The following is a 23,718-nucleotide window of genomic DNA, read 5'->3' as shown; positions in this document are numbered from 1 at the left end:
GGCTGCCCATAGCAGTGGACTCGCGAGGGGCACGGCAGTCATCGGGACGCTCCTGCGGTGCGGACGCGGCTGCGTACGGTCGCCAGCGCGATGTGGCGGGCGAGCCGATGCGTGACCTGCTCGGCACGTTCGTCGGGACCGTGAGCGCGAACGAAGTGCAGGTGCAGCAGCGAGGTGAGCACGGAGGCAGGAGTCAGTGGGCCACGAGAGGCGGACAGTGTGTCGGCGTAGCGGGCTGCGGCCCGGGATCGCTCCTGCCATGCCTGCTGGACCTGTTCCGGCAGGAGGGTCGGGTCAAGGGTGACCGCCTGGCGCAGCAGATACCGGTCGATGGGTGTCGGCGCGGCCTGCTCCGGGTGGGCGACCAGCCACTCGCATGCGTCGTTGCGGCTGCCGAGCATCGCGGCGGCCAGGTCGATCATGCTCGCGGCGGTAAGGGCGTGCCGGTTGACCCGACGCTCGGGGTGCGCGCTGAGCTGCGCCAAGGCTGCGGTGGAGTCGGCGGCGAACAACTCGTGCGCGGCGACCAGCACCTGGCCGTCTCCGTATCGGCCTGACTCGGGATGGTAGGTGTCCAGGCTCAGGTCTCCGGCGAGGCCCTGGCGTCGAAGGGCGTTGGCCCACCGGCCGATCCGTACGGCGGCGTGGCCGTAGTCGTCGGTGTGCAGCCGCAGTCGCAGGTGCGACGTGGGACGCCGGAGGCGAACGAACCACCGCAGCGGCGGCTCGGGCCAGTCGGCGAGCAGCGCTGGCAGCCCTCGGAGTAAGACCAGCTCCATCATTGGCGGCTCGACGGCCAGCGACGCGGACACGATGCCGCCTGCTCCGGGCATGATCGGCGGGGCCGGAACGGGCGGCGGCCCCGAGCCTCGCGCGGAGACGACGGCCGGCGCCACGGCGGGCTCGGCCGTGGAGGCGACCGGTACGACGATCTCGTGAGCACGCCCGGACAGCCACCCGAAGTCCTCAAGGCCCGCCGCCTCTACCACGGTGATCGGTTCAGTACTGGCGTCCAGGTGGGCACGCAACAGGGACCGGTCCATGGCCTGATCGAGGTTGAGCCGGAGCCTCCGATCGCCGCTGCCGACCTGCACCCACCCGGGTAGCCGCAGCCTCGACCGCACTACCTCCCACGCTGCCAACCATTCGCTGTCGCTCGCGTCCGCAGCGGGCAGGCAGGCCGGGTCGACGCGCCACCGCGCGGCCGTGAGCAAAATCCGCCCGTAGCGCAGCGCGGGCCGAAAGGGCAGGCAGGAAGCCGCGCCCCAGTCGAACGGTTTCAGCCGGGCGTCCATCGCTCGGGGCAACTCCAGGAGAAACCGACCGAGCAGCGGCATCGTGTGCAGGGTGGCGGCGTGCGCGACCGTTGGCTCGACCACCCGCCCCCGCGACATCGACACCAACACCAGTCGATCCCGGCCGGCGACCACACCAAGATCACCAATGCTGACGACGTCCCCGGTTGCCGGACGATGCTCAGCCAAGGGAATCAGCCACGGAAGGACCAGCGGGGCATTCAGTACGTTCTGCGCATGCAGACGGTGTGGTGGGAAGCTCAATTGCGCCTGCATGGCCCCATCCACCGCAACGGGTAGCCGCGCGAACTCCTCGCACATCCGCTCCCGCTCGGGAGCGGGCAGCACGTCGAGGAAACGTCCGCTCGTCGCCATCGCCGAACGGCCAACGCCGGTCAGCGCGATCGTGAAGCGCCCTTTCGCCAGTGCGTCCAGCGACGCCGCGCGAATCTCTGCCGTGACATCGACGTGAGGGCTGACGTGGCCCGCTTCAAGCGCAGGGTTGGCCAGGGCCTTCACGGCTGCGTCGTCGAGCTTCACCTCGTGGACACCGTCGATCACTGCCTGCTGGGCCAGTGCCAAGAGCCGTTCGTCACGGCTGGACAACGAGGCTGGGGGTGCTTCGGCCGCGCGGGTGAAATGTTTCGGGTATCCCAGCCCAGTCAGGGGATCGAGCACTTCAGCCAGCGGCACTATCGCTGTCATGCCGTAGCGGTTGACGAACCGGGCACGGTACGTGCGCCACTCCGGCCGACCGCCCGGATGGGACGTCAAGCGTCGCAGCACGCCCACAGCGCTCGCGATCTCGTCAGCAACTTGGCTCGGCAGGGTGACTTGATCCACAAGCCGGAGATCCACCGCGATCGGCTGTGGATCCGCTGCCACCCGACGCATCCGGTCAGCCAGCTCACGGAGACGTGTCGTACCGGCTGCGATGCCACCCAGGTCGATGTACAACGACTCGAGTGCAGCCGCGACGGTCTGCTGTTCCCTGAGGTGGTCATCCTGCACGGTGTCGAGCTGGTCCAGGATGTGTCGCAGCGGGTCCGCGCAGGTCGACGGCGGCCGGAGGCAGGAGATCAGTACGCCGTGGTCGACCAGATCGGCAACCAGCGCGTCCGCGGACCCACGCGGAGTTCGTGGGAACGCGGCGGTCACCTTGTCGACCAACTCCGTCCACGACACCGGCGCGGCGGCTAGCGACCCGGCCAGCCGCACGGCTGCCGTGTTCCTCACCGAGGAGACACCATCTGCTGGTAGCGAGGAATGTGGCCGGCGCCCTACCGCGAGCCGAAGTCCCTGTCCCACCGCCAGGTTGTTTGCCTGCAACCGCAGGTTGCGGCGCACGTGCGGGTCGGCTTCGAGCCGCGCGATCAGAGACGCGAGCCAGCCCGCGTCCGGCCGTACCCGGATGGCCGAGCGCCCTGACGGTACGACCGAGGCAGCCCGGTCGAAGCGCAGCGCGGCGACCCCCGAGAACAACCCAAAGGGCGTTGCCCGCCGCTGAGCACGCACCAGGTACCGCGCCAGTGCCAGAGCCATCCGCCAGCCGCGGCCGGCATCGAGTGTCCCGCCAGCGCACACCGCCTCGACCCGGGAAGCGAACTCAGGACTGGCAGTCCACACGGCTTCGGCCGCGCCGGGGAGCTTCCATGCCTCCCGCAGCCAACCATCAATGCGTGCGGCATCGCCTCGATGCGGCCACGGCAGGCCGCCGCTTCGCCATGAGTGCGCGGCGATGCGGATCGTGGCGGCATCAACCTGCCGGTACAGACTGCTTCTCGCCACCACGATCCACTCCTCACACGGGAACTTGCTCGGTTGCAGGGGGTCGCCGGTTCCGGTGAACGTTCGGGTCGCTCACCGGAACCGGCAAGGACAAGCGACTAGCAGTCGCCGTTCTTCTGGGTGTCGCAGCCGTCGTCCGTGTCGGCCAACAGTGCAGCGGCGACGGGACCCTCCGTGACGATCTGGACGTCCAGCTGGAACGGGTCGTCGCTGGCGGCGAGCAGGTCGTTCATGGTTCCTCCTAGGGAGTTGGGATGATGGGTGGGCAGGTAGCCCCCGCAGCTACCGGCACGGACTTTGCGGAGCGTCAGGCCGGGGGCGGCAGGGGAACGGGGGCACCCCTGCCGCCGGCCGGGACCGGCCACCGCGCCTTTCTCGATGAGCGGCGGCCGGTCGAGTAGTCGTCGCACGGCGACTACCCGGGTCGGAAATAGCTGGTTGTAGGTGGCGGCCTGCCGGTGGCCCAAGTTCTTGACGTAGGAGATCGGGTTGATTTCCGTCGTGTCTGCCACAGACTCAGCCGGACGGATCGCACCCTGCCCGCGCCCCGTGCGGCGCATGTCATTCGGTTGCCTTGCGGGCGTGGATAGCCCTGCCCTCGTAGGAGCCCAGGAGAACGTTTGGGTCGGCCATGAGCGTGACGAACCGGTCGAGGTCGGCATCGGTGACTTCGGGTGTGGTCAGGACGGGACGGAGGTCGTCGACCACGTTGGCGAGTAGCTGGCACCCGGGACCGCCTCCGGTCCAGGTCTCGGTGGACGCGTGGGTACAGACCTGCGCCATGCCCTTGACGACGAGCAGGGCGAGGGTGTCCGCCGTCCAGGTGCCGGCACCGTCGAGTCCGGCGATGGTGCGGTAGACGCGTCGCATGACGGTGCGGATCAGCCACACGTCGCCGTCGGTTGCCCAGAAGACTCGTGGCGGGGTGTCGGTGACGTCGGCCAGGACGAGCCAGCCACCGGGACGCAGCCGGGCGATCATCTGCTCCAGCGCCTCTGCGGGGTGTGGCAGCTCGCCGTGCAGCCACCGGGCCACGACGACATCGAAGCTGTCGGGCTCGCCCGGAAGGTCGTCACCGTTCAGGTCCCGCTGATAAACGTCAATGACACCTGTTGGGTTGAGATAGGTGGTGTCCTTGTCGACCGCCGTGACCCTGCCGCGAGGGCCGACGAGGCGAGCCAGGTCGGCGGTGACCTCACCGCCGCCCGCGCCGATCTCCAGGACGCGCTGGCCGGGTTGAATATCGAGCCGGTTCAGCTGCTGCCGGATGATCGGGTCGAGCAGTTCACGCAGCGGGGCAGGGCGCAGTTGGCCGCTGTGGGTGGTCGTCATTGCGGTGCTCCTAACACGATTCGTGTGTTGTGGTCTGGTGGTGCGGTCGCTGCCGGGGGCGCGGGATCGGCCTCGGTGGCGCGATGGCAGTGAGGTCGGCGACGAAGGCGTCAACCTGGCCATGAGTGACGCCGGGCATGCAGATGAGGTGGCTGGTGGCTCCGTCGGTGGCGAGTAGCCACTTCTTGCGCACCTGCTCGGGCGGGGTGGGCAGGACGACGGTGAAGGCGTGCGGGTGCCGCCAGGCCGGCCAGCCGGCGGCGTTCAGTTGATCGACGGCGTAAGCCGCGAGGCGGCGGGCTTGGGTCGCCCGCCAGCGGTGCGCTTCGTGGCCGTGGGTGGCGATGGCGTGCCAGAGCAGGGCGGCGGCCAGGCCGCAGCGGGAGCCGGTGATGGTGGTGTCGAGGGCGGCGGTGTAGGCGATGTGGCTCAACGTGTGGCGGGCGTGATCACGGATGAGGACGACCCCGCAGGGCGTTGGCACGCCCAGGAATTTGTGGCCGCTGATGGCGATGCTGCTGATGCCGCTGTCGTCATCGAGTCGTAGCCGGCCGTCGAGTGCGAGGGGGATGCCGGACAGGGCCGCGTCGACGTGGAGGTGTCCGGTTACCTGGTGCGCGTCGAGGACGGCGCCGATTGAGGTGGTGTCGTCGACGGCTTCGGTCAGGGTCGTGCCAGCGGTGGCCACTACGATCGCGGGCCAGCGTCGGCGGCGGCTGACCTGGGCGGCGAGGTGTGCGTAGTCCATCTCCCCGCCCGTGTCGGCGTTGACCAGTACGCCGCGCGCCCCGAGCATCCGGGCGATCTTGGGTATGGAGTAGTGGGCGGCGGTCGAGTAGTAGATGCGGGCGGTGGGGTGGCGGTGGTGGGCGGTGTGCAGGGCGGACAGGTTGCCTTCGGTGCCGCCGGTGGTGACGTAGCCCCACCGGTCGTCTCGCGGCATGGCGAGGGTGTCGGCGACCCAGGCGATGACGGCCCGTTCCAGCACGCGGGTGTGGGCGACTCCGCCAAGGTCTGCGGGGTCACCGATGTTGTTCCACAGCCGGTTGCCGAGGCGGGTCATGACCTCGGCGTAGTCGAGGTCCACGGCGCCGGGAAACCCGATGCTCGTCGCGGCGGCGGCATCGGCCTCCTGGATCAGGTGGTCGAGCACGGCCGTGACGTCAATCGGCGCGCGGCTGAGGTCCGCGGCGTCAGCGAGGCTGAGGCTCTGATGACCGGTCACGCCCGCCGCCCCGAGAGCAGGTGCGCGGTGAGGGTGTGGTGCAGCGCGGTGAGCTGCCGCCAGATGTCGCGGGTCTCGTCGTCGCCCTGCTTGGTGAGATGTTCGTACGGGTTGTGGAACGTGATTCGATTGGGGTCGAGGGTTTTGTTGCAGCGCACGCCGTCGTCGCCGAGGCGGGCCTGCGGGTCGCGGTCGATGTGCAGGGCGGTGCCGTCGGTCAACAGGACATAGCACTGACCCTTGAGGTTGAACGCCGACATGTAGCGGCCCGCAGCGGCGGCGTCGCGCAATGTCCGGGCGACTTGGTACCAGCGGCCCTGGTCCGAATCGAGGGTGCTGACACCCACGCCGACGTACCACGCAGCTGAAGGCAGGGTCATGTCTCCGCCGTTGACCATGGAACCCTCTGGACCGAGGGGACTCCACCGGCGTCCGATGGAGGCGATGTTGTCCGCGGCGACCTCGGTCATATCCGCGAGCAGTTGCGGCAAGACATCGGAGTCCGTCGACTGTGGCCAGGTGCGGTGGGCGGTGTGCAGCCGGTAGCCGTGGGGCTCGTTGGGGGCGTCGGAGGCGAAGAACAGCATCAGCGCGTGAGGGCCGACCGCGCTGCGCCCCCCGAATGCCTGGTCGGCTTCAATAAGGTGGCCGGTGTTCAGCCGCTTGGACCGGTAGACGACCTGTCGGCGCAGGTCCGCCCACCGCAGGTCAGCCGGCACGTCGCCGTCGGCGGAGCGTTGGTCATAGCTGGACGGGCCCGGGGGTGGGTTCGAGGGAACGGCGGAGTCGGGTGGCCGCTGGTAGCCGGTGGGGACAGGTGCCGCGCCGTAGCCGGGCGGCGGCACCCCGACCGCAGGCTCAGGGTGACTGGCAGGTGGTGCTGCCGGCGGGTAGCCCGCTCGCCAGCGCGGGTCCAGGGGATCGACGCCGTACCTCCCACCAGGTGACGTAGCCGCGTGAGTCCTCATCATCGCCCTCCTCAGATCGAGAGGTTCATGGCGTCGGGAACGGCATGTTTCTTTGGTGTGCCACGGCCGATGCCGGCGTAGACCTCCGGGCGGGCCTGCCGCAGATGCCCGGCCCACACTCCGCCCCCGACAGCGACGGCAAGGAGGATCACGGGCAGCAGGAACGGTTTCAGCGATCCGGGCGCGGCACCGAGCAGAGACCCGGCGTTGCCGACCATCAGGGCGAGCACCACTGACCCGCCGAGCACGCCCAGGGCGGGCGCGAGCCGCCACTCCCACGCGCCGGCCTGCGGGCCACGCACGCTTGCCGGTGCCGTCATCGCGGCCACCGACGCGGCCAGCAACAGACACAGCAGGCCCATCGCCCCCAACGCCGACAACCACGTGAACATCACCGCCACCGGGTCAGCGCTGCTGACCGCGAACACCCCCACCACCACCACCGCGACAGCCGTCTGCATCAACGACCCACCACGCGGCGCACTGACCCGCGTCGCGCTACTGCTCCGGGCAAGACCCGCCGGCAGCACCCTCTCCCGGGCCATGGCGAACACATACCGGGCGAGCACCGCATGGAACGCCAGCATCGACGTGACGATCGCGAAGATCAGCACCACGCTCGCGAGGGCCACCCACCAGCTGCCCAGGCGCGCCAGGACCGAGAACGGCAACCCAGACGCCGGATCAGCGGCCACCTCCCCAACGACGTCCGGGCCGACCGCCACCCCCATCGCGAACGCGGCAACGGCATACACCCCGCCGAGAACGAGTGCCCCGCCGACGGTGGCTCGGCCAACCGACCTGCGGTCGACGGCTTCCTCAACGAGCGACCCCGGCGCGTCGAAGCCCATCACTGCGGCTACGCCGAAGGCGACCGCACCGCCGATGCCGCTGACCGCCAAACCCGAGGCGTAAAAGCCGTCCCACGACACCGCCCCGTCCGCCGCCTGTCCCACCCCGGCGAGGACGAACGCCGCGACGATCAGCAACGACACGGCCAGCACGACGGCCAAGACCCGGGTCGACATCATGATCGCCCGCACACCGAGCACTCCGACGACGACCAGGGCGAGGCCCGCCCATACCCACCATGTGCCGCCGAGTTGGGCTGCCATCGTCGCCCCGAAGAGCCCGTACAGGCTGATCTGGATCGCGTTGTAGGCCACCAGCGCGACCATGCCGGCAGCGACACCCCAACTCCGGCCCAACCCGTGCGCGAGGATCGCGTAGTAGGCCGCCGGGTGCCCGAGCTGGCGGGCCATCGCCGCGTACCCCACCGCCAGCAGCGCGACCGTGCCCGCCACGACCACGAAGGTCAGAGGAAGAGCCGTCACCTGCGTCGTCTTGTACGTCTCGACGATGCCTCCGGTGAGCACCACCATGGGCGCCGACGCCGCCGCTCCAAACACCCACAACCCGAACGGCGTCAGCGTCCGCCGTGCGAGCCCCACCTGCACCTGCGCCGACTTCACCGCTGCCCCCGCTGCGGCGAGTCCGGGCACCCCGACCTACGGCAGCCATCCACCGGATGCGCGTCCACATCAGCGGCGTTGGCGGGCACGAGGTAGACCACCGTCGGCCGTACCGGGCCGCCGCGCCAGAAGCTCCGGTCGCGGTGAAGCCGGCGAATCGCGGTGTCGGTATTGGGCGTGAACCCGAACAAGTCGTGAGCCCCGTCGGGCCACTCGCGCCGGATCGCATACCCCCACGCGTACTCCGACGACGTCACGTCGCCTGCGAGCGTGAGATCGCTACCGGTGCCGCCAGTCGCGATCCGTGCTGGCAACCTCAACCAGCGCCCCAAGGCGGGACTGCACGGTCGCAGTGCGGTGGTGGGCTGAGCGGCTCCGGTCAGCAAGAGGAGTGCCTTCCTTCGGTATGAGAGTGTGATGAACTGCCCCGCTGGCCGAGACGTCGCCGCCAGCAGGTGATGAATTCGGTGCGTTACTGGGTGGTCAGGGAGAACGCGACGGTGCCGCCGGGATGACGCGGCTAAGAAAGGAGTCGCGGTGCGGTCCAGGCGGACTCGTCGCGGCAGCCCACCGCCAGCCGATCCGCAGGGCTGCTCGTCGCAAGGGTCAGGGCGCCACATCCGCCACAGAGCCGGACCTCCTGGCGCGAGCAAGACCGGCGAGCGCGGCTGAAAATCGACTCGCGCGAGCAGTCCGTCTCCGGGCTGGTCGCCGCTGTACTCCGCACACGACGGCAACCCCGCAAGGTCCAGGGTCTGGTGATGGGCGGCCAGCAACGCCTGCGCGGCGTCCCCGTGCCCGGGACGGACCGCGACCTGAGCGAGCTGGTGATGAGGACGGTGGGGACGCAGCCCATCGACACAGGCGTGCAGCAGCGCGAACCGGGCCGCGTGCAGGCCGAGGAGCCTGTGCAGGTCGTACATCCATGCGGCAGCCGGCGGGGGTGGCTCCAACCGCGCGAACCACATCGCCACCGCCGCGCGATCGTCGGTCGTATCGACTCGACCGCGCTCCAGCCCTTGCAACAGCACAAGCCGTGCCCAGCGACGCAGAACGACTACGCGCTTGGCCACATCAGGAACCAGCCAAACACCTAAGGGCTGGGCCATCAGCGTGTCAGCCATGACCGAGGACAAAGCGTCAACGTCCTCGCCAGTCGCGCGACGGACCGCCGTCTCCACCAAGCTCATGGCGCATCCCCACCGAATTGGCCGAGCGAGCTACCGTCGCCGGCCGCCTCCAGCACGGTGCCCAGGTGGGCCGCGTGCTCTGAGCGTTGGCGAGACACCCACAGCGCTGAATCGAGCGCGCGATGAAAAGTCGCAGCGAGATGCAGGCTGTCTGCAGCGACCCCCGCGAGGGGCAGCTGCTTCCGTGCGGACTCGATCAACCGCGGTGAGCCGCAGACATAGAACGCCTGCCCCGGCCGATAGTGATCCAGGGCCACGCTGAGCAGATCGCCCTGCGCAGCCGGCTCCACATCACAGTCGTTCGAAAACGCCAACACCACAGTGAGCCGGTCACCACACGCCTGCTGAAGCTTGTCCAAGGCCACCGCGTCGTAAAGGTCCAAGAGCGTCCGCGCGCCCACCACCAACGTCACCCGCCGCCCGCCCGGCGACGCGGCAACTTGCTCAACCAGCGCCCGCAGCGGCGCAAGACCAGTACCCCCGGCCACCATCAGCAGATCGGTCTCACCAGCGGCCTCCAGCGACAACCCGACATCGGAAGCCGGCCCCAGCCACAACAGCTCCCCCGGAGCCACCCGCTCGACCAGAACAGGCGAAACCACACCCTCCGGCACGGCACGAACGTGGAACTCCACCCGCCCATCCGGGCGCGGAACGCTCGCCGGCGAATACCACCGCCACAGCCCCGGCAACCGAGGCGTACACACCGGCATCGCCTGACCAGGCGAATACCGAAGCCTCCGCATCGGCCGAACAGTCAACACCGCGACACCATCAGAGGCCGCTTCACACGCCTCCACCACGCCGAACGTCACATGCGGGCCATCACCCAACGCCCCCGCCGCCCGCTCCGCGAGCCGAAGCGCCCGACGACACCCCACCTCCCACTGACCCGCCAGCTCGGGCTCCCAACCCTCGCCCACGAACCGGCGCACCGTATCGACCAACGCCGCCGCGACGGCCGTACCGTGATACGGCTGAAGATCAAAACGCCGGTACATCCGACCCAAAACCGCCAACGCCGCGCGCCGACCGGCCGGATCACCCCGACCCGCGACTAACTGCCCAAGCGTCGAGAAGAACACCGCCGCGAACTGGTGCGGGAGTAGCCGCACACTGCGGTCCTCCATGAACGACCAGAAGTGGTCGGCGGCTCGGCCATGCGTGGAGAGGGCGACCGCCAGCGAGAGCCCCAGGTCAGCCATCGCGCCGGCTGGTCCTGGGTGGGCGGCCAACGCTAAGCACCACCCGCCTGGGCTTCGGATCTTCCGCACACGTCTTTACCCGTGCCTCGATAGCCCTATTCCGCGTCACGTTGCTGCCTACGGGATCGAACGACCTATCGTCGGCCGGAACAAACCACTTTCTCCGGTGCATCTTTAAGCCACCCCTCTCTCGGCCCCAACTTGACTCCTCCATGCAGGAGGCTCGCCAGCGCCTCTAGGGCGGACCTCCCCTGCTCACCGCCGAGCCGGGCGACCTGGGTTCTGCGCGGTCCAATCACCGACAGCGACCGGTCGACACCGAAACGGATTGGCCCGTTCAGGAAAGCCGAACGACCAGAGCAAATCGACGCCTAGCTTGTTGTCTCGCTGTTGTCTCATGACGAATCTGAGCAGTTTCCGCAGCTGAGAGCGCGTTTCTTTGACCGCATCGGACTAGAGTGACGGCGACGATCGGGAGGCAGGATGACGCGGACACCATCGCCACGGAGTCAGCTCTTGGTGCATCCGTTGAGCTACGTTCGAGAACAGCGAAGCTGGACGCAACAAGATCTCGTCGATGTCATCGCGCGCCGTCTAAACACTGCAGCCCGGCGCGAGAAGGCTTGGCGCTGGGAGCGATGGGGCGTGGTGCCGGATGAGGATTCACAGGTCGCATTGGCCGACGAACTCGGCGTCGATAGGCAAACAGTTAGGGCGCTCGGGTGGCCCCACTGGCTCCCTACCGGTCCCGCGATCAGCACGTCAGCGCCCTGGACCGTCAACGGAGCAGTCGCCTTGCTTGACGACACTGCAGGACCAGCAGTGCTAGATCGCCGAGGGTTTCTGATCATGCAGGCCGGGTTAGCCGCTGCGATAGCCGAACGGTGGCTCGCAACCGAGCCTCCGATGATCAACGCAGCGCTTGAGGGAGGCCGCGTCGACACAGACCTCCTAGATTGCTTTGAACAGCGACTGCCGGCCCTGCGCCGCATGGATGCCAGCCTCGGCGGCGGGAGCGTGCGGTCACTGGTTGACGCTGAGCTTCGGCTGGTAACGGATCTCCTGCGCCACAGCAGTTACTCGGAGGTTGCCGGCAATCGCCTGCTGGTTGTCGCCGCCGAGTTGGGGCGGATCGCTGGTTGGGCTAGTTTCGATGCAGGATTCCACGCGGCGGCCGAGCGCTACTGGTTTGCGGCCCTCCACGCTGCCCACTCCGCAGCCGACCGAGCGGCAGGCGCGAACATCCTGAAGTGCATGAGCCTTCAGCGGGTCGACACGGAACGCCCCACCGAGGCCCTCCGTTTGGCCGATGCTGCGCGAGCTGGGGCGAAGGACGCGCCCGCCCGCGTGCGAGCGATGCTCACTACCCGTTTGGCTCGTACACACGCAGTGCTTGGTGAATCGGTAGCGTGCGAGCGCCGACTCGCAGAGGCTGACACAGAAATGTCACGCGCTGATGATGAAGCAAGCCCAGCCTGGGCCAGCTACTTTGATCATGCGGAATACGCCGCCCAGGTTGCGGCCTGCTACCTACTCCTGCAGCGCCACCATGCCAGTGACTACTGGCTTCAGCAGACCCTCGCACTCCAACCGGCCGAGCGCAGCCGGGACCGCGCAACCTATCTGATCTGGCGCGCTGATTCCGTACTGAATCTCGGAGATGTCGAGCAAGCGTGCGGCCTCGTTGCCCAGGCTGCTCCAGATGTCGTCGCCACCCGATCCGTGCGCAACCATCGCCGCTTGCTGGACATCCATGGTCGCCTCATGGCGCATCGACACCCCGCCGCAGGGGCGTTGGATGAACGCGTGCGTAGTCTGCTGACATGAGCGAGGCCAATAGGGTCGCAGTTGTCACCGGCTCCAATCGCGGACTCGGCAAAGCCATCGCCCGCGGCTTAGCCGAGACCGGCGCCCACGTGGTCGTCACCGCCCGCACCGAGGAAGCCGCACATCGGGCCGCCGATGAGCTACTCGCGGATGAACTCTCCGCCTCCGGCCAGCAACTAGATATCGCCGATCCGGCAAGCGTCGCTCGTGCCATGGCAGACGTGGGCTACCAGTACGGCCGGCTAGACATCCTCGTCAACAACGCCGGCATCGCCATCGACCGAGGCCAGGCAGCGGCCAGCGCCGACATCGAGAAGGTGCGAGCCACCCTGGACACCAACATCACGGGGACCTGGCGCTGCTGTACCGCTGCCATCCCTGAGATGAAGAAGAACGGGTACGGCCGGATCGTCAATGTCACCAGCCACATGGGCACCTTCGGCGAGATGGGAACCGGAAGTGTCTCCTACCGAGTGTCCAAGGCTGGGGTGAACGCACTAACCTGCATCCTCGCAGCTGAGCTCAAGGACGACGGCATCTTGGTGAACGCGGCGTCCCCGGGAAAGGTCGACACTCGCCTGGCCTACGGAAAGGCGAACTCCACGCCCGACGAAGCTGCGGACACGTTCGTATGGCTTGCCACACTGCCGTCAGACGGCCCGACCGGGGAACTTTTTTACCAGCGACGGCGACTCGACTGGTAGCGGCACCGCCAGGTAGGCGGTGCCGCACTGAGCTACCTCTGCGTGATCAACACATGACGTGAATGAGATTGCCTATGAGCCGAGCGCAGGTGCCAGAAGAACTGATGCTAGAGGCTCGTTAGGCATCGCTTTAGCATGCCGTGCTTGACTTCCGGCTGACTTGCGGGCTCGGATGGCTGCCACGCGCACCGCTTGCTCGTTCGCGTGGCCAGGGTGCAGCATCCGAAGATGGCAGACGCCTTCGGCATAATCGCCGCCCTCGCTGCCTGGTCCCCGTGGACGCCCTTCGAACTAGCGATTCAGCAGGCGCCACGGTTGCCCGGCGTCTACCTGGCACGCCAGACGGCCACCGGACCGCTCGCCTATGTCGAGATGGCTGGCGAGCGCCGGGGCAAGGGGATCCAGGGCCGTCTCACGGTCTACCACCGCGGCAAGGCGGCCGTTAGCGGACTCGGCGAGGCAGCCCTCGACCGCGCTCTCGCTGACGTCGAGTGGCTACGTGAGCGAGTGGCTGAGGTAGAGGCAGGGCACCCACGTAGGGCGACCGCCTGGGCTCAAGAGGCCATCCATCACGCAGACCTTCACATCAGCTGGGTCTCAACGCCTGACAGAGATACCGCCGTCACCCTCGAACGCCGGACCCTCGCGGCCCTCGCCAGCGCCTCGCTCTGGAATCGCAGCCGGTGACTCACACCGAATTGGGCTTGAGCACACCCTTACTAGCTCTGCGCGCCCCGTCCAAGCTCGTCCGAGGACCGGCTGCAAGCTCGGAGCTTGTCCTGCCCGGACTCGTCAGCATCCTGGCGTCCGGCGCGGTTGCTGTCAGCAGCCGTCTCGAAGGCGACCGAGCCGACCCCCGCCGTGGGGATGCGGTCTCGCGCTGTCGACCGCTGCCAACTGGCGGTGGCACGCGTCAACGAGCAGGTGCTGGCCCTCGTCGCTTGCCATTCGAGGCCGACCAGTGCCGGCGCTCGAGCTGCCTCTTTGCTGCCTCGCTGCCTGAAGCTCGCTTACAGGTCCGTTGCAAATCGTCCGGTTGCCCACGCGCGTTAACGTGTCCCGTGATCGTATGGCTCAACGGCACCCACGGCGCGGGCAAGACGACGACCAGCTCGCTCGTGCAGCAACTGATCCCGGATTCAAGGGTGTTCGACGCCGAGAAGGTCGGCGAGACGCTCATGGACATCACGCCGGGGCTGCCAGAGACGGACAACTTCCAGCACTGGCCGCCGTGGCGGCAGCTCGTCGTCGACACCGCCCGCCGCGTGCTCGACTACACGGGCGGCACCTTGGTAATACCCATGACTGTCCTGGTCGAGCAGTACTGGCGCGAAATCAGTACGGGCCTCGCCCAACACGCCATCCCGGTAAGGCACTTTGTCCTCCACGCTGATCAAGACACCCTTCGCAGACGTATCGAGGGAGAACACCCCGTTCCGTCGCCGTTCCGTCTCAGGTACCTCGTGCCTTACGACGAGGCGGCCCGCACGTGGCTGCATGCCGAGGCCGAGGTCGTCGACACCACGCACCTGACTCCCGCCCAAGCCGCCATGCAGATCGTCCTACGAGCTACCGGGGGAAGCCCAGGGGCCTAAGGTCAGCGTGGGAATCGCGTTGACCTACACCGTGGGTAGCCGGATTGCATAGTCAGCGAGCACGGAGCGTTCAGGCGGCGGTGCCGGACGCGCCTTTGTAGGCCGGTGTTAACCGCTGCATCGGGCACGGTGCGAGCAGCCCCGGTCAGAGCCAGGCCCCGCCGATCTCTGTGATACCGACGACGAGCAACCTGGCTTGCGCGTCAGGCAACCAGCTGCTCGCCTGGCAACTCGCCTCCTTCAGCTCCTCCACCGTCACCCTGACGCCTTGGCCCCAACCTGCCGGCCAGAGTTCGAAGCGGCGCACTTCGACCAGGCCGCCACGCACTAGTGACATGATCGCTTTCGCGAGGTCTGGTACGGCCTCCTCAAGGCGTCGGGACCGATTCCCGTTGTCCATCCAGGTCGCAAGGATCTCGGGTAGCGTGGCGCAGCCATCGGAGTCATGGAGTACGAAGTACTCCGCTGGTGTCAGTCCCTGGATGCCGGTCACAGACGAATTCTCGCAGGCGGTGCGGGCAGTGCCGATTCTTATATGCAGCGGTTGGTTCCAGTGTGCGGGCGAGCTCGTCGCGTTTTCCCCGCCGCCGCAGAGGTTGACGGGGTGCCAGGGCGGGCACACGCACACAGTCTGATGTGCCGCTACGAGCAACTCACCATCTGTACGGTCGCCGATATCGCAGCGCTCTGTCCTCACGGATCGTCTTCATGGGCCGGGCTGGCTGGCTGGTTCTATGGGCCTAGAGATCGTCGGGCCACCAGTGCGGATCGAGGCTCTTGCCGTGGCCCCGATGGCAGGTTCCGTAGCCAGTGCTGGAGACGTTCCAATGGTGATAGCAAAACGGGGCCGTCCCATTGACCGCAGAATCCGGCATCGTCGTAGAAGCCTGCGCCGGTAACGGCGGCGTACAGATACGGCTGGGTAAAGGCGACGGCGATCCGATCCGCATGGGCCAGATCCACCGATCGACCGAGTCCGTTGCCCGCCTCGATCCCAGAGAACAGCAGCCACCACTGCTGGCCTCCGTCGCGCTGTCGCGCGGCGTTGTAGGCGTCGCGCTGCGCCGGTGACCAGCGCGGCCAGTCTGCGGGCTGAGTACCGGGTGCGACGAGTTCGATGTGTGCTGCCGGCCGACCACACACCGCTCACGGTGGCTCTGCTACGAAGGCCTCGGGCATGACCCATCTTCTCCTGCCTATTAGTGGATGGCCCACAGTCTCGGACGAGCAGGCGTCGATGTCGGCGGCGGGACGGACGAAGCCGCTCCACCGCCGACATCGCCATCTACTTACGATCTTGGGGCTTGGGATGGTGGCTGCTGAGCATGCGTACGGTGGTGCTCAACTTGATCGGCGCATCGTCGGGACCCCTGAGGAAGGGGTGGATGTAGACGGGGCGGCGCAGCGATCGGCCAGGGCCGTGGGCTTGGTTGCGCCAATGTCCGGAGACCCAGGATCGACTGGCCTGAGGGTCCCCAGGGTTGCCTGGCATCTTCTCGGCGTCCGGCCTTGGACTGGTGCGGCGGCCGCGTATCCGCACGATGCGCACCTCGGGTAGGGGCCGATTGGTGCGGGCGTAGGTCTTGGCGACGGATCTGTCGACTCGTGCCGCGGTGACGTCTGCAGCTTGCTGGGCGATTAGCAGCCACGTCGCGACCAGCGCTGCCGCCGGATGGTCACCGGGTGTCGAATGCTGTTCGGGGAGGTGGGTTGCGCTCGTCGGTGCGAGCCAGCCGACCTGTTCGCGTAGCCGTTGCAGCGGTTTGCCGTGCAGTCCGCCGCCGATGGTGCGGTAGAGGATTGTTGTCCGGCCGTGGGTGGTGGTGGTCCAGGATGCGGCAGTGAGTTGGCGGTGTGTCACTGGCCGGGGCCAGATGAGCATTCCGTCGGCCGAGGGGATGAGGTCGCGGCTGATGCGTACGTCGGGTAGCTGTACTGCGGCGTGTTCAGCCAGGTCGGTGAAATCGTTGTCGATCCAGTACAGGTGTGATCGTTCGAGGCCGGCGGCTATCTGCTGACGTGTGTCGGTGATTCCGAGCGTGGCGGGCAGGTTGTCGGTACCTCGGTAGAAGCGGGTGAGCCGGTCACGGACCTTGGGCAGCTCTACGGCGGCGATGGTTGTTGCCGGCCAGGTGGTCGTCGTGATGAGCGTTCGGCCGGGGAGTCGGGCGTTGAGGAATGCGAGGTGAAGTTCCTCGATTCGCTGTCGCGCCTGTGGCTGGTGGGTGAGGCCGAGTTCCCGTACCGCACGGTCGATGACTTTGTCGTTGCGACCCTCGTCAATGTGGGTTTGGCAGGCCGCGCATGCTGCCCAGGAGTCGCCGAAGTCTTGGACCAGTCCTGCAGTGGGGCCGATGGCGATGGCGGTCGCCTCGCCGCCTTGCAGCGTCCAGATGGGGTACGGGTCGCCGCAGAAGTCGCAGCTGCGGCGCACGGTATCGAGGCGGCTGACCGGGACGGGCGCTGGTTCGTGTCCGTCGGTGGCGAGGTGGGTCGGGTGCACGTAGGTGGGTGGCATGCCGAGGGTGTTCAGCGGCGAAAGGCAGATCTGGCAGGCCATCTCTTCGTGCGGGGCGGTCATGCCGTGGCCCCGTCGGTCGGCTGGTGCCGGTCGCGCAGGCGCGGTCCGCGACGGTGCTGCACGGGCGGCATCGTCATGCCCGGCTGGTAGATCGCGTGCCGGTTCCGGCCGTTCTGCTTGGCGTGATACATGGCGATGTCGGCGCGGTGCAGGGCCACTTCGGTGAAGGGGTCGCTGGTGTCGACGAGCGCCAGGCCCATGCTGGAGGTGATGGTGACCGTGGCGAAGCGGCCGTCTGCGGGAAGCGCGACGGGTTGGGCGATGATCGTGGCGATGGTGTCGGCGACGCGGTCCAAGTCGTCGGCGCGGGCCGGCAGGAGCAGGGCGTATTCGTCGCCGGCGAGCCGCGCGGCGGCGCCTCCGTAAAGAGCGGCGATGTCACTGATGCGGTCGGCGACTTGGATGAGGAGGTCGTCTCCGCGGCCGTGGCCGTGGGTGTCGTTGACGCGTTTGAAGTCGTCGAGATCGATCAGGGCGACGATCATGGGCCGTGCGGGGCCGGTTTCGGCGAGGGTCGCGTGTGCGGCTTGCAGGCCAGCGCGGTTGAGCATTCCGGTCAGCGGGTCGTGGAGCATCGACCAGGTGGCGTCGGCGAGTTGGGTGCGGAGGCTGCGGATCGTCGGCCAGGCGGTGAGCCTGCCGAGAGCGAGCGCCACCACCGCGGTGGCGATCATGATCAGTGGTAGGGACACTGGGTTCCTCCTTCAATGGAGAACCCGGGACGCGGTCGTTTCCAGGCGGCGCGTCCCGGGTCCTGATACGACGGCGGCCCGCCTCTGGGCGGGCCGGGTTACGGGTTCGTGCCGCTCGGGCTCACGGCATCGTTGATGACGGCCACCTCCCGAGAAGGCGCCATCGGGGCGGTTCAGTCAGCAGCGCTCGTGTTGGCGCGTGCCTGCGAGTTGGTTGCGGCCGTTGACGCGCAATGCGACGTCTCAAGTAGTTGGGAGTTGGTGTCAGCGACGCACCGGGTGGGCGGCCTGGTCGGCGCGGAGTTTGGCGGGTAGGTCGGCTGGTATGTCGGCGTAGGGCGCGACGGCTATAAGCACCTCGGCCGGGTCGAGAATCGTCTCGATCCGGCCGAGTTGGATGGTGTCGGGCTGGTGGTGGGGTTCGGTGACCGGGTCCCAGGTGAAGTCGACGACGGTGGCGACGTACGTGCGGTGGGGGTTCCAGCCGACCTGGATGGTGTACCGCTCGAACCCGGGCTTGGGTGTGAGGGTGTACAGGCTCATCAGTTCCTTTCCTGGGGTTACGGCCCATGCCCGGCGCGCCCTGTGTCCGAAGCAGGTCCTGCGGCGGTGGGCCGCTGACGTGGGCGGATGCGCCGGGCGGTGCGTTGCGTCGTGGCTCACTCCCCCGCCGTGGCCGACACTGTCGGGCGCCGGCGGGGTCTGCTCCGCGGCAGTCGAGGAGGGTGCAGCGTGTGTTGCTGCGCCCCCGGCCCGAAGGGCGAATGGGGTGCCGGCGACAGGTGCGCCGATGCTCATTGCGGCAGGCGGCGAGAGCGTTCCTCCGCCACTTCGATGATCTTGTCGCGTCGCGCGGCGGACAGGTCGACGAGCAGGTCGACGTAGTGCTGCTCTTGTGCGGTGAGTGGGTCGGCGAACGCCGCCTTGTAGGCCACGCGCGCGGCCTCGTGTGCGGCCTCGATCGGGCCGCTGTGGTCGTAGGCGGAGGCGACCTGGCGAAGTTGCGCGGCTGCCGTGAGCGGGTCTCGGGACAGCGTGGTGTCGTAGAGGCGGAAGTTCGCTGGAAGGTTGGCCGCGGTGATCGCGGCGATCAGGCACAGGTTTGCTTGGACGTCGTAGGCGAATGCCTCGTTGCGGGTGGGCGTTTCTCCGCGGGCGCGCAGGGCGGCGCGGTTGGCGTGCCAGCGCAGTCGGGCTTCTTCGGCGGTGCGGGCGAGTGACAGCAGGATGCTGCGAATGGGATCCACCGTGTTACTCCTGTTCGGTACGGGTGTTCGGGTTCGAAGGGCTGAGTTGGGTGCTGGTGGTCGCCTGCTCGTAGACGGAGGGCGGCAGACCGGCGTGCAGGGCCTGCAGGAGCAGGTCGGCGAGCTGGTAGTCGGGGTCGATCTGCAGGGCACGTTCGACGGCCATGAGGGCTAGCACGCCGTCGCCGCAGCGCCATGCGGTGAGCGCGAGGACGGTCGCGGGCGCCGGTACGAGCGCCTCGTCGGCGCGGCGGGTGACCTCGGCCCAGAAGGTGACGTGCTGGTCGTGCGGTTGAGTGAGATCGACGGCGAGGTCTCGCACGGGCCGGTGTGTCATCAGCACGGTCAGCCAGGCCACGTCGTTGTCGGAGAGACCCCTGCCGTCGTCGTGCTGTCGTAAGGCGCCGCGGACCGCATGCAGGCCGGCCTCGTACACCGCGGCGCTGCCGCTGCTCTCCAAGGCCGTCATGCGGGCGGTCGCCTCCGCCGTAGCGTGTCGGATGCCGTCGCCGGTGCTGTCGACTGTGGTGAAGCGGCTGGCCACTGCCGCCCGGTCCGGCCTCGCGACGAGCCCGGCGACGGTCGCGTGCACGGCCAAGAGCGAGGTCGTGGGTTCGACGGGGGTTCCCTGCGGTGGGCAGCAGCCGGGATCGCCGCAGGTGAGGCTGAAGACGCGGCTCTCGGTGACCCGCAGCAGTTCCCGCACGGTCAGGCCGGCGGCGGCGAACGCGTCGCCGACGCCACGCAGTGCCGGGTCGATGTGTCCCTCGGCGCCGTAGCCGACGATAACGAGGTCGGTGATCGGCTGCTGCCGCTGCACCACCGGGACGAGGTGAGCGGCGAGGTCGCGCAGGTGATGTGCGGAGGATCCGAGGGCTGGGAGGTCGCCTCGGGCGGCGAACACGATGCGCCGGTCTCGGCAGGCGATCACGACGATGCTGCCGTCGCCGGGATGAAAGCCGATGAGATACGGCACTGCGGTCGCTAGGTCAGCTGAGGATCGAACCGTCAGTTTGTTGTCGGGGAACGACACGTTGATCTCCCGTCAGTGGGGGGTCGGTAAAGGGGTTGAAAGCCGGCGGGAAGGCGCAGTCGTCGCACTTAGCGCCGATCCGGAAACAGGTGCCAAGCGAGGGCGGCCCGTGGGAGGCAGTCCGTTGGCGCCTGCTCAGGGGCGTAAAGATTCGGCGGCAGACGAGTCAGTCGCTGTCGGGGTCCAGGTAGAAATCGATGCCCTGGCTCTCGACGCTGGCGGTCACCGTGACCAGGTAGTCGCCGGTCCCGGCAAGTGCCCGGGTCAAGTCCGCGCGGACGAGGGCTTCGGCCGCGGTGGTGGCGTCGGCGGGAGTGTCGTGTCCGCGTAGCCACATCTCGTACTCGTGCCGCCAATGAATTCGCCATCCGTCCTGATCGACGGTGGCGTTCTGAGGGATGCTCCAGCCGTACGCGGTCCACGGCCGTGCCTCGTCCGGGTTGATCGTGGTGGCGGCGCGCATCCTGTGTCGCGCGGCGTCGCCGGCATCCTCGGCGGTGCCGTCGCCGACCGGCAGTGTGAGGTCGGCGGTCACCGTGATGTGGTGTGCTTGAGGCAGGGGGTCGAGGCCGAGGTCGACGAGGAACTGGTTGACTCGCTGTGCCGCGTGCTGGTGTACGCCGCCGAACTCGTCGTCGACCAGGGCGCGAATCGCACGAGCCCGGATGCTTCGCCGCAGGCCCGCGAGGGCCTGTACGGCAGCATCACGCGCCGCCGTCGCAGCGGCAAGCTCATCGCCGTCTGTTAACTGGACCGCGACGTCCGCGGGTTGCGCATGTATGCCGACGGGGTCCGGTGTGGCCTCGTCAGGGCTATCGGTGCACTGCCAGGTCGGCGTGGTCAGGGTGATGCCGGCCTCAGCCAGCGCCCGCCGATGGGTGTCCATCGTCGTGCGAGCGATCTCGCGCGCGTCCGCCTGCCGGACCGCCGTGGCCCAGGTGTCAAGCATGACCTGCACGGTGATCGTGTACCGCTGCCGCCCAGGTGCGTCGCCGCCGGGTGCGCGTGCCACGTGGATGACGTGTTGCGGGTAGACGGCAATCGCCGGCTGCAGCTGGCGTAGTTCGTCCGGTATACCCCAGCGCCCTTGCTGGCGGGCCTCTTCATGGTTGGTGTGCGACCGCGTGTATGACAGCTGCGCTTCGCCGGAGATGGTCCACCGTTGCGGCAGCGGATCCAGGCCCCATGTCGCGAGGGCGTCCTCGCATCCCGGCCGGCAAATCAGCCTGCTGTGGAATGCGGCGATGAGGACGGAGCGGGCCTCGACGGCCAGCGCCGTCCGCTGCTCGACGGCGGCCGTGGTTTCGGAATGCAGAGCACGGGCCTGGTCCGCCGGGCTCCCGCCGGTCATCGCTGCACCACCCGGCTGTCGGTAGAAACCGAGGGCATGCCCGTGGCCAACCCGGCGTGTGCAGCCACCTGAACAGGGGGCATGACGTGAGCCGGTTGCACGTCGGCGGGTTCGACGACCACCGGGATTGTGCTGCACAGGAGGTCGGGCGAGGTGGGGTGACGGAGGTCGGCTTGGACCTCACCGTCTGTCAGGTGTCGGGTGGGACGACGCATGTTGTCCTCCGTAGGACAGCAAGGAGGCGGCCACCGGTTGGTGGTCGCCTGAAGGGATGGATGAGCCGCACCCTGGTCGCGCATAGGCGAGGGCGTGGGGTTGGTGCGTGCCAGGTCCGAGACTGGCGGCGGCGGCCGACCGTTGCTGGTGGGCGCGATGCCGTCGCGCGAGACGTCAGATCAGAGGCACGTGAAAGTAAGGAGAGTCCTCAAGCTAGCCGCTCCCGGAGCGCCGTCGACGGGGCTGTCAGGAACGGCCTCCTGGCCGAACCTGACAGCCCCGCGACCTGCGACCTCGTATCGGGTCTGCTGACCCAGCAGAACTTGCCGGGACGGGACTGAGGCCCGACAAGCTATCTCGTCAGCGGCTTGGTCAAGCCCTCTTCGGCGTCGGCTTGCCAGGTCCGATACTCCTGAACCTGGTAAGGCTCCTAAGGACGGCGGAGGACCAGCACGTCTTCGTGCGCAACCAGGTGCACGGGGATACCGTCGTCGCGGCTGCGGCGGACCGCCATCATTCCGAACATGCTGGCCCGGTGCACGACCCTCCCGTCGTGGACGGCGGCGAGCATCGCCGCCGTGCGCTCGACCGGGACCAGCCCGGCTGACCGTGCGGCGGCGAGCAGCTCGCCGGGCAGGTCGATCAGGTCATCGCGTTGCCGACGTACCGGCCGGGAGGTGATCACGACGAATCCGCCGGGACGCAGCAGCTGATAGCAGGCCGACAGGATGGAGGCGAACCCGTCGAGCAGGCGGGACCACCCCGCATAGGCGAGATTGCCACGCTCCCGGTCCCCATACAGGTGGTCCCGCTTGCGTACACCGGTCCTCGACGTCTGTACGAGTCCATGCGTCCCGCGCCCGTACGGCGGCGAGGTAAGCACGAGACTCACCCTGCCGACCGCAGACGCGGGCACCAGGTCGAGCAAATTGGTGGCGTCCCCGGTGATCACCGTGGCCGTGCCGGCAGCGCCCTGCGACGCGGCGAGGGCGACGTTGGCCTCGGCGAGTGCTGTGTAGGAGGGCTCGATGTCGATCCCAATGCCCTGCCGGCCGACGTGCATGGCCTCCACCAACGTGGTGCCGCACCCGCACATCGGGTCAAACACCACGTCGCCCAGCGCGGTGTATTTGCTGATGGCGTGCGCGGCCAGGTGAGGCAACATTTTGGCCGGATGGCTGGAGGATTCCCGGACGTAGCGGCCTCGCCGCTGGTCGCGGGCGGGTATCTGGCACGTCAGCCACAGCGAAGTGATCGGCAGGCTCTCAGCCATCGGCGCCCCCGCCCCCTACCGCGCTGCGGGTCAAAATCAGCACGTCGGTGTGGATGGCCAACTGCGCCTGCTGACCACGCCGGGGCGGCCGATCGGCCGCCACGATGTGCTGCAGGTACGCCAGCCCGGCCCGCTTCGCGGCGATGACGACGTCGACCGGCAAGGCGACGTCGCCGTGGGCCAGCAACACCGCCACGCAGCCGCCCACCACGAGATGAACGCGGCAGCGGAGGAAGAACTCGACCGCAGAGGCGTCGGCAACCGGCCAGCCAGTCACAATCAGCGTCGCCGGCTCACGGCCCCAGCCGACCTGGCGGGTCGCCTGCAGCTGACTGCGGCGGTGCGCCGCGATGATCGCGCGCGCCAACTGCGGTCCTTCGACCAGATCGACGATGAGGTCGGACGGGTGAGTGAGGTTGTAGACCAACCGCACCCCCATCGCGTTGGACATGGTCTCCCCTTCATGCGGGGCGGGGACCGGCCAGACAGTGATCGGCACGGGCGGGTCGCCGGGCACCACGTCCCCCACGGGAACCGGCGCACGGTGATGGTTTCTGTTGGTCATGGGCGCGGTGGCCCCCGAACCGGCGGACGTACTGACGATCCCCAGTGCGCCGCTGACAGGCCGATCGAACCCGTCCCTGACCTGACAGCACCGGTCAATCGGGCCGATCTGACAGCCACGTCAGCGTGCCGGCGGTGATGAACACAATGGCGAACCTGA

At 68.2% G+C, this 23,718-nt stretch carries 21 protein-coding genes; 5 read left to right on the top strand and 16 right to left on the bottom strand.

Features of this window, described 5'->3' with window-relative positions:
- Positions 1-38: 38 nt before the first annotated feature.
- From AB0B98_RS11005 to AB0B98_RS10975, 7 genes are all read right to left on the bottom strand, one after another.
- On the bottom strand, positions 39-3,086 hold the full coding sequence (locus AB0B98_RS11005) for a lantibiotic dehydratase (RefSeq protein ID WP_357362087.1): 3,048 nt from the start codon (positions 3,084-3,086) through the stop codon (positions 39-41).
- A gap of 95 nt (positions 3,087-3,181) precedes the next feature.
- Positions 3,182-3,316 (bottom strand): FxLD family lanthipeptide, encoded by a 135-nt coding sequence (locus AB0B98_RS11000; protein WP_357362085.1) that lies wholly within the window; start codon positions 3,314-3,316, stop codon positions 3,182-3,184.
- Positions 3,317-3,644: 328 nt separating this feature from the next.
- Positions 3,645-4,415 carry a methyltransferase domain-containing protein gene (locus AB0B98_RS10995; RefSeq protein ID WP_357362083.1) on the bottom strand — a complete coding sequence of 257 codons (771 nt, stop codon included), beginning with the start codon at positions 4,413-4,415 and terminating at the stop codon, positions 3,645-3,647.
- Positions 4,416-4,425: 10 nt separating this feature from the next.
- Entirely contained in the window at positions 4,426-5,640 is a 1,215-nt protein-coding gene (locus AB0B98_RS10990; protein WP_357362082.1) for a histidine decarboxylase, read from the bottom strand.
- Complete coding sequence (locus tag AB0B98_RS10985) at positions 5,637-6,608, bottom strand: hypothetical protein (RefSeq protein ID WP_357362081.1); 972 nt, start codon at positions 6,606-6,608, stop codon at positions 5,637-5,639. Before AB0B98_RS10985 ends, AB0B98_RS10990 begins: the two co-directional genes overlap by 4 nt.
- 11 nt (positions 6,609-6,619) lie before the next feature.
- Positions 6,620-8,065: an APC family permease gene (locus tag AB0B98_RS10980; RefSeq protein ID WP_357362427.1), complete on the bottom strand. Its 1,446-nt coding sequence runs from the start codon at positions 8,063-8,065 to the stop codon at positions 6,620-6,622.
- Between the two features lie 1,201 nt (positions 8,066-9,266).
- Positions 9,267-10,475 (bottom strand): FAD-binding oxidoreductase, encoded by a 1,209-nt coding sequence (locus tag AB0B98_RS10975; protein ID WP_357362079.1) that lies wholly within the window; start codon positions 10,473-10,475, stop codon positions 9,267-9,269.
- A 906-nt stretch (positions 10,476-11,381) separates the two neighbouring features.
- Here AB0B98_RS10975 and AB0B98_RS10970 point away from each other — a divergent pair.
- From AB0B98_RS10970 to AB0B98_RS10955, 4 genes are all read left to right on the top strand, one after another.
- Positions 11,382-12,302 (top strand): transcriptional regulator, encoded by a 921-nt coding sequence (locus AB0B98_RS10970; protein WP_357362077.1) that lies wholly within the window; start codon positions 11,382-11,384, stop codon positions 12,300-12,302.
- A complete protein-coding gene (locus tag AB0B98_RS10965; RefSeq protein WP_357362075.1) occupies positions 12,299-13,006 on the top strand; it encodes an SDR family oxidoreductase in 708 nt (235 codons plus the stop codon). Before AB0B98_RS10970 ends, AB0B98_RS10965 begins: the two co-directional genes overlap by 4 nt.
- Positions 13,007-13,234: 228 nt before the next feature.
- Complete coding sequence (locus tag AB0B98_RS10960) at positions 13,235-13,693, top strand: hypothetical protein (protein ID WP_357362074.1); 459 nt, start codon at positions 13,235-13,237, stop codon at positions 13,691-13,693.
- 374 nt (positions 13,694-14,067) lie between these two features.
- Positions 14,068-14,601 (top strand): AAA family ATPase, encoded by a 534-nt coding sequence (locus AB0B98_RS10955; RefSeq protein ID WP_357362072.1) that lies wholly within the window; start codon positions 14,068-14,070, stop codon positions 14,599-14,601.
- A 145-nt stretch (positions 14,602-14,746) separates the two neighbouring features.
- Here the strand turns inward: AB0B98_RS10955 and AB0B98_RS10950 are convergent, their stop codons facing one another.
- Positions 14,747-15,094: a hypothetical protein gene (locus tag AB0B98_RS10950; protein ID WP_357362070.1), complete on the bottom strand. Its 348-nt coding sequence runs from the start codon at positions 15,092-15,094 to the stop codon at positions 14,747-14,749.
- Positions 15,095-15,456: 362 nt separating this feature from the next.
- Between AB0B98_RS10950 and AB0B98_RS10945 the strand changes: the two genes are divergently transcribed.
- On the top strand, positions 15,457-15,672 hold the full coding sequence (locus AB0B98_RS10945) for a hypothetical protein (RefSeq protein ID WP_357362068.1): 216 nt from the start codon (positions 15,457-15,459) through the stop codon (positions 15,670-15,672).
- A 214-nt stretch (positions 15,673-15,886) separates the two neighbouring features.
- On the opposite strand, the gene AB0B98_RS10940 is transcribed toward AB0B98_RS10945, so the two are convergent.
- From AB0B98_RS10940 to AB0B98_RS10905, 8 genes are all read right to left on the bottom strand, one after another.
- A complete protein-coding gene (locus AB0B98_RS10940; protein ID WP_357362066.1) occupies positions 15,887-17,182 on the bottom strand; it encodes a hypothetical protein in 1,296 nt (431 codons plus the stop codon).
- A complete protein-coding gene (locus tag AB0B98_RS10935; protein ID WP_357362064.1) occupies positions 17,179-17,856 on the bottom strand; it encodes a GGDEF domain-containing protein in 678 nt (225 codons plus the stop codon). The genes AB0B98_RS10940 and AB0B98_RS10935 overlap by 4 nt, the downstream gene beginning before the upstream one ends.
- Before the next feature lie 282 nt (positions 17,857-18,138).
- Positions 18,139-18,417: a hypothetical protein gene (locus AB0B98_RS10930; protein ID WP_357362062.1), complete on the bottom strand. Its 279-nt coding sequence runs from the start codon at positions 18,415-18,417 to the stop codon at positions 18,139-18,141.
- A gap of 251 nt (positions 18,418-18,668) precedes the next feature.
- Complete coding sequence (locus AB0B98_RS10925) at positions 18,669-19,121, bottom strand: hypothetical protein (protein WP_357362060.1); 453 nt, start codon at positions 19,119-19,121, stop codon at positions 18,669-18,671.
- A gap of 4 nt (positions 19,122-19,125) precedes the next feature.
- Positions 19,126-20,154, bottom strand: a complete 1,029-nt coding sequence (locus AB0B98_RS10920; RefSeq protein WP_357362058.1) for a DUF4192 domain-containing protein — start codon at positions 20,152-20,154, stop codon at positions 19,126-19,128.
- Between the two features lie 166 nt (positions 20,155-20,320).
- The gene (locus AB0B98_RS10915) at positions 20,321-21,643 is read right to left on the bottom strand and encodes a hypothetical protein (RefSeq protein ID WP_357362056.1); all 1,323 of its coding nucleotides are present in this window, start codon (positions 21,641-21,643) and stop codon (positions 20,321-20,323) included.
- A gap of 508 nt (positions 21,644-22,151) precedes the next feature.
- The gene (locus tag AB0B98_RS10910) at positions 22,152-22,994 is read right to left on the bottom strand and encodes a DNA methyltransferase (protein WP_357362054.1); all 843 of its coding nucleotides are present in this window, start codon (positions 22,992-22,994) and stop codon (positions 22,152-22,154) included.
- Positions 22,987-23,445, bottom strand: a complete 459-nt coding sequence (locus tag AB0B98_RS10905; protein WP_357362052.1) for a hypothetical protein — start codon at positions 23,443-23,445, stop codon at positions 22,987-22,989. The genes AB0B98_RS10910 and AB0B98_RS10905 overlap by 8 nt, the downstream gene beginning before the upstream one ends.
- Positions 23,446-23,718 lie beyond the last annotated feature (273 nt).

The organism is Micromonospora sp. NPDC048947 (genome assembly GCF_040649495.1).
GTDB lineage: Bacteria > Actinomycetota > Actinomycetes > Mycobacteriales > Micromonosporaceae > Micromonospora > Micromonospora alfalfae.
This window is presented reverse-complemented; position numbering and strand designations above follow the sequence as displayed.

What these genes read in the sequence shown, in the direction of transcription:
- AB0B98_RS11000 (WP_357362085.1), bottom strand. Translation starts at nt 3,316, where the DNA reads ATGAACGACCTGCTCGCCGCCAGCGACGACCCGTTCCAGCTGGACGTC.
- AB0B98_RS10995 (WP_357362083.1), bottom strand. Translation starts at nt 4,415, where the DNA reads ATGACGACCACCCACAGCGGCCAACTGCGCCCTGCCCCGCTGCGTGAA.
- AB0B98_RS10985 (WP_357362081.1), bottom strand. Translation starts at nt 6,608, where the DNA reads ATGAGGACTCACGCGGCTACGTCACCTGGTGGGAGGTACGGCGTCGAT.
- AB0B98_RS10975 (WP_357362079.1), bottom strand. Translation starts at nt 10,475, where the DNA reads ATGGCTGACCTGGGGCTCTCGCTGGCGGTCGCCCTCTCCACGCATGGC.
- AB0B98_RS10970 (WP_357362077.1), top strand. Translation starts at nt 11,382, where the DNA reads ATGATCAACGCAGCGCTTGAGGGAGGCCGCGTCGACACAGACCTCCTA.
- AB0B98_RS10965 (WP_357362075.1), top strand. Translation starts at nt 12,299, where the DNA reads ATGAGCGAGGCCAATAGGGTCGCAGTTGTCACCGGCTCCAATCGCGGA.
- AB0B98_RS10960 (WP_357362074.1), top strand. Translation starts at nt 13,235, where the DNA reads ATGGCAGACGCCTTCGGCATAATCGCCGCCCTCGCTGCCTGGTCCCCG.
- AB0B98_RS10940 (WP_357362066.1), bottom strand. Translation starts at nt 17,182, where the DNA reads ATGACCGCCCCGCACGAAGAGATGGCCTGCCAGATCTGCCTTTCGCCG.
- AB0B98_RS10935 (WP_357362064.1), bottom strand. Translation starts at nt 17,856, where the DNA reads ATGATCGCCACCGCGGTGGTGGCGCTCGCTCTCGGCAGGCTCACCGCC.
- AB0B98_RS10930 (WP_357362062.1), bottom strand. Translation starts at nt 18,417, where the DNA reads ATGAGCCTGTACACCCTCACACCCAAGCCCGGGTTCGAGCGGTACACC.
- AB0B98_RS10910 (WP_357362054.1), bottom strand. Translation starts at nt 22,994, where the DNA reads ATGGCTGAGAGCCTGCCGATCACTTCGCTGTGGCTGACGTGCCAGATA.
- AB0B98_RS10905 (WP_357362052.1), bottom strand. Translation starts at nt 23,445, where the DNA reads ATGTCCAACGCGATGGGGGTGCGGTTGGTCTACAACCTCACTCACCCG.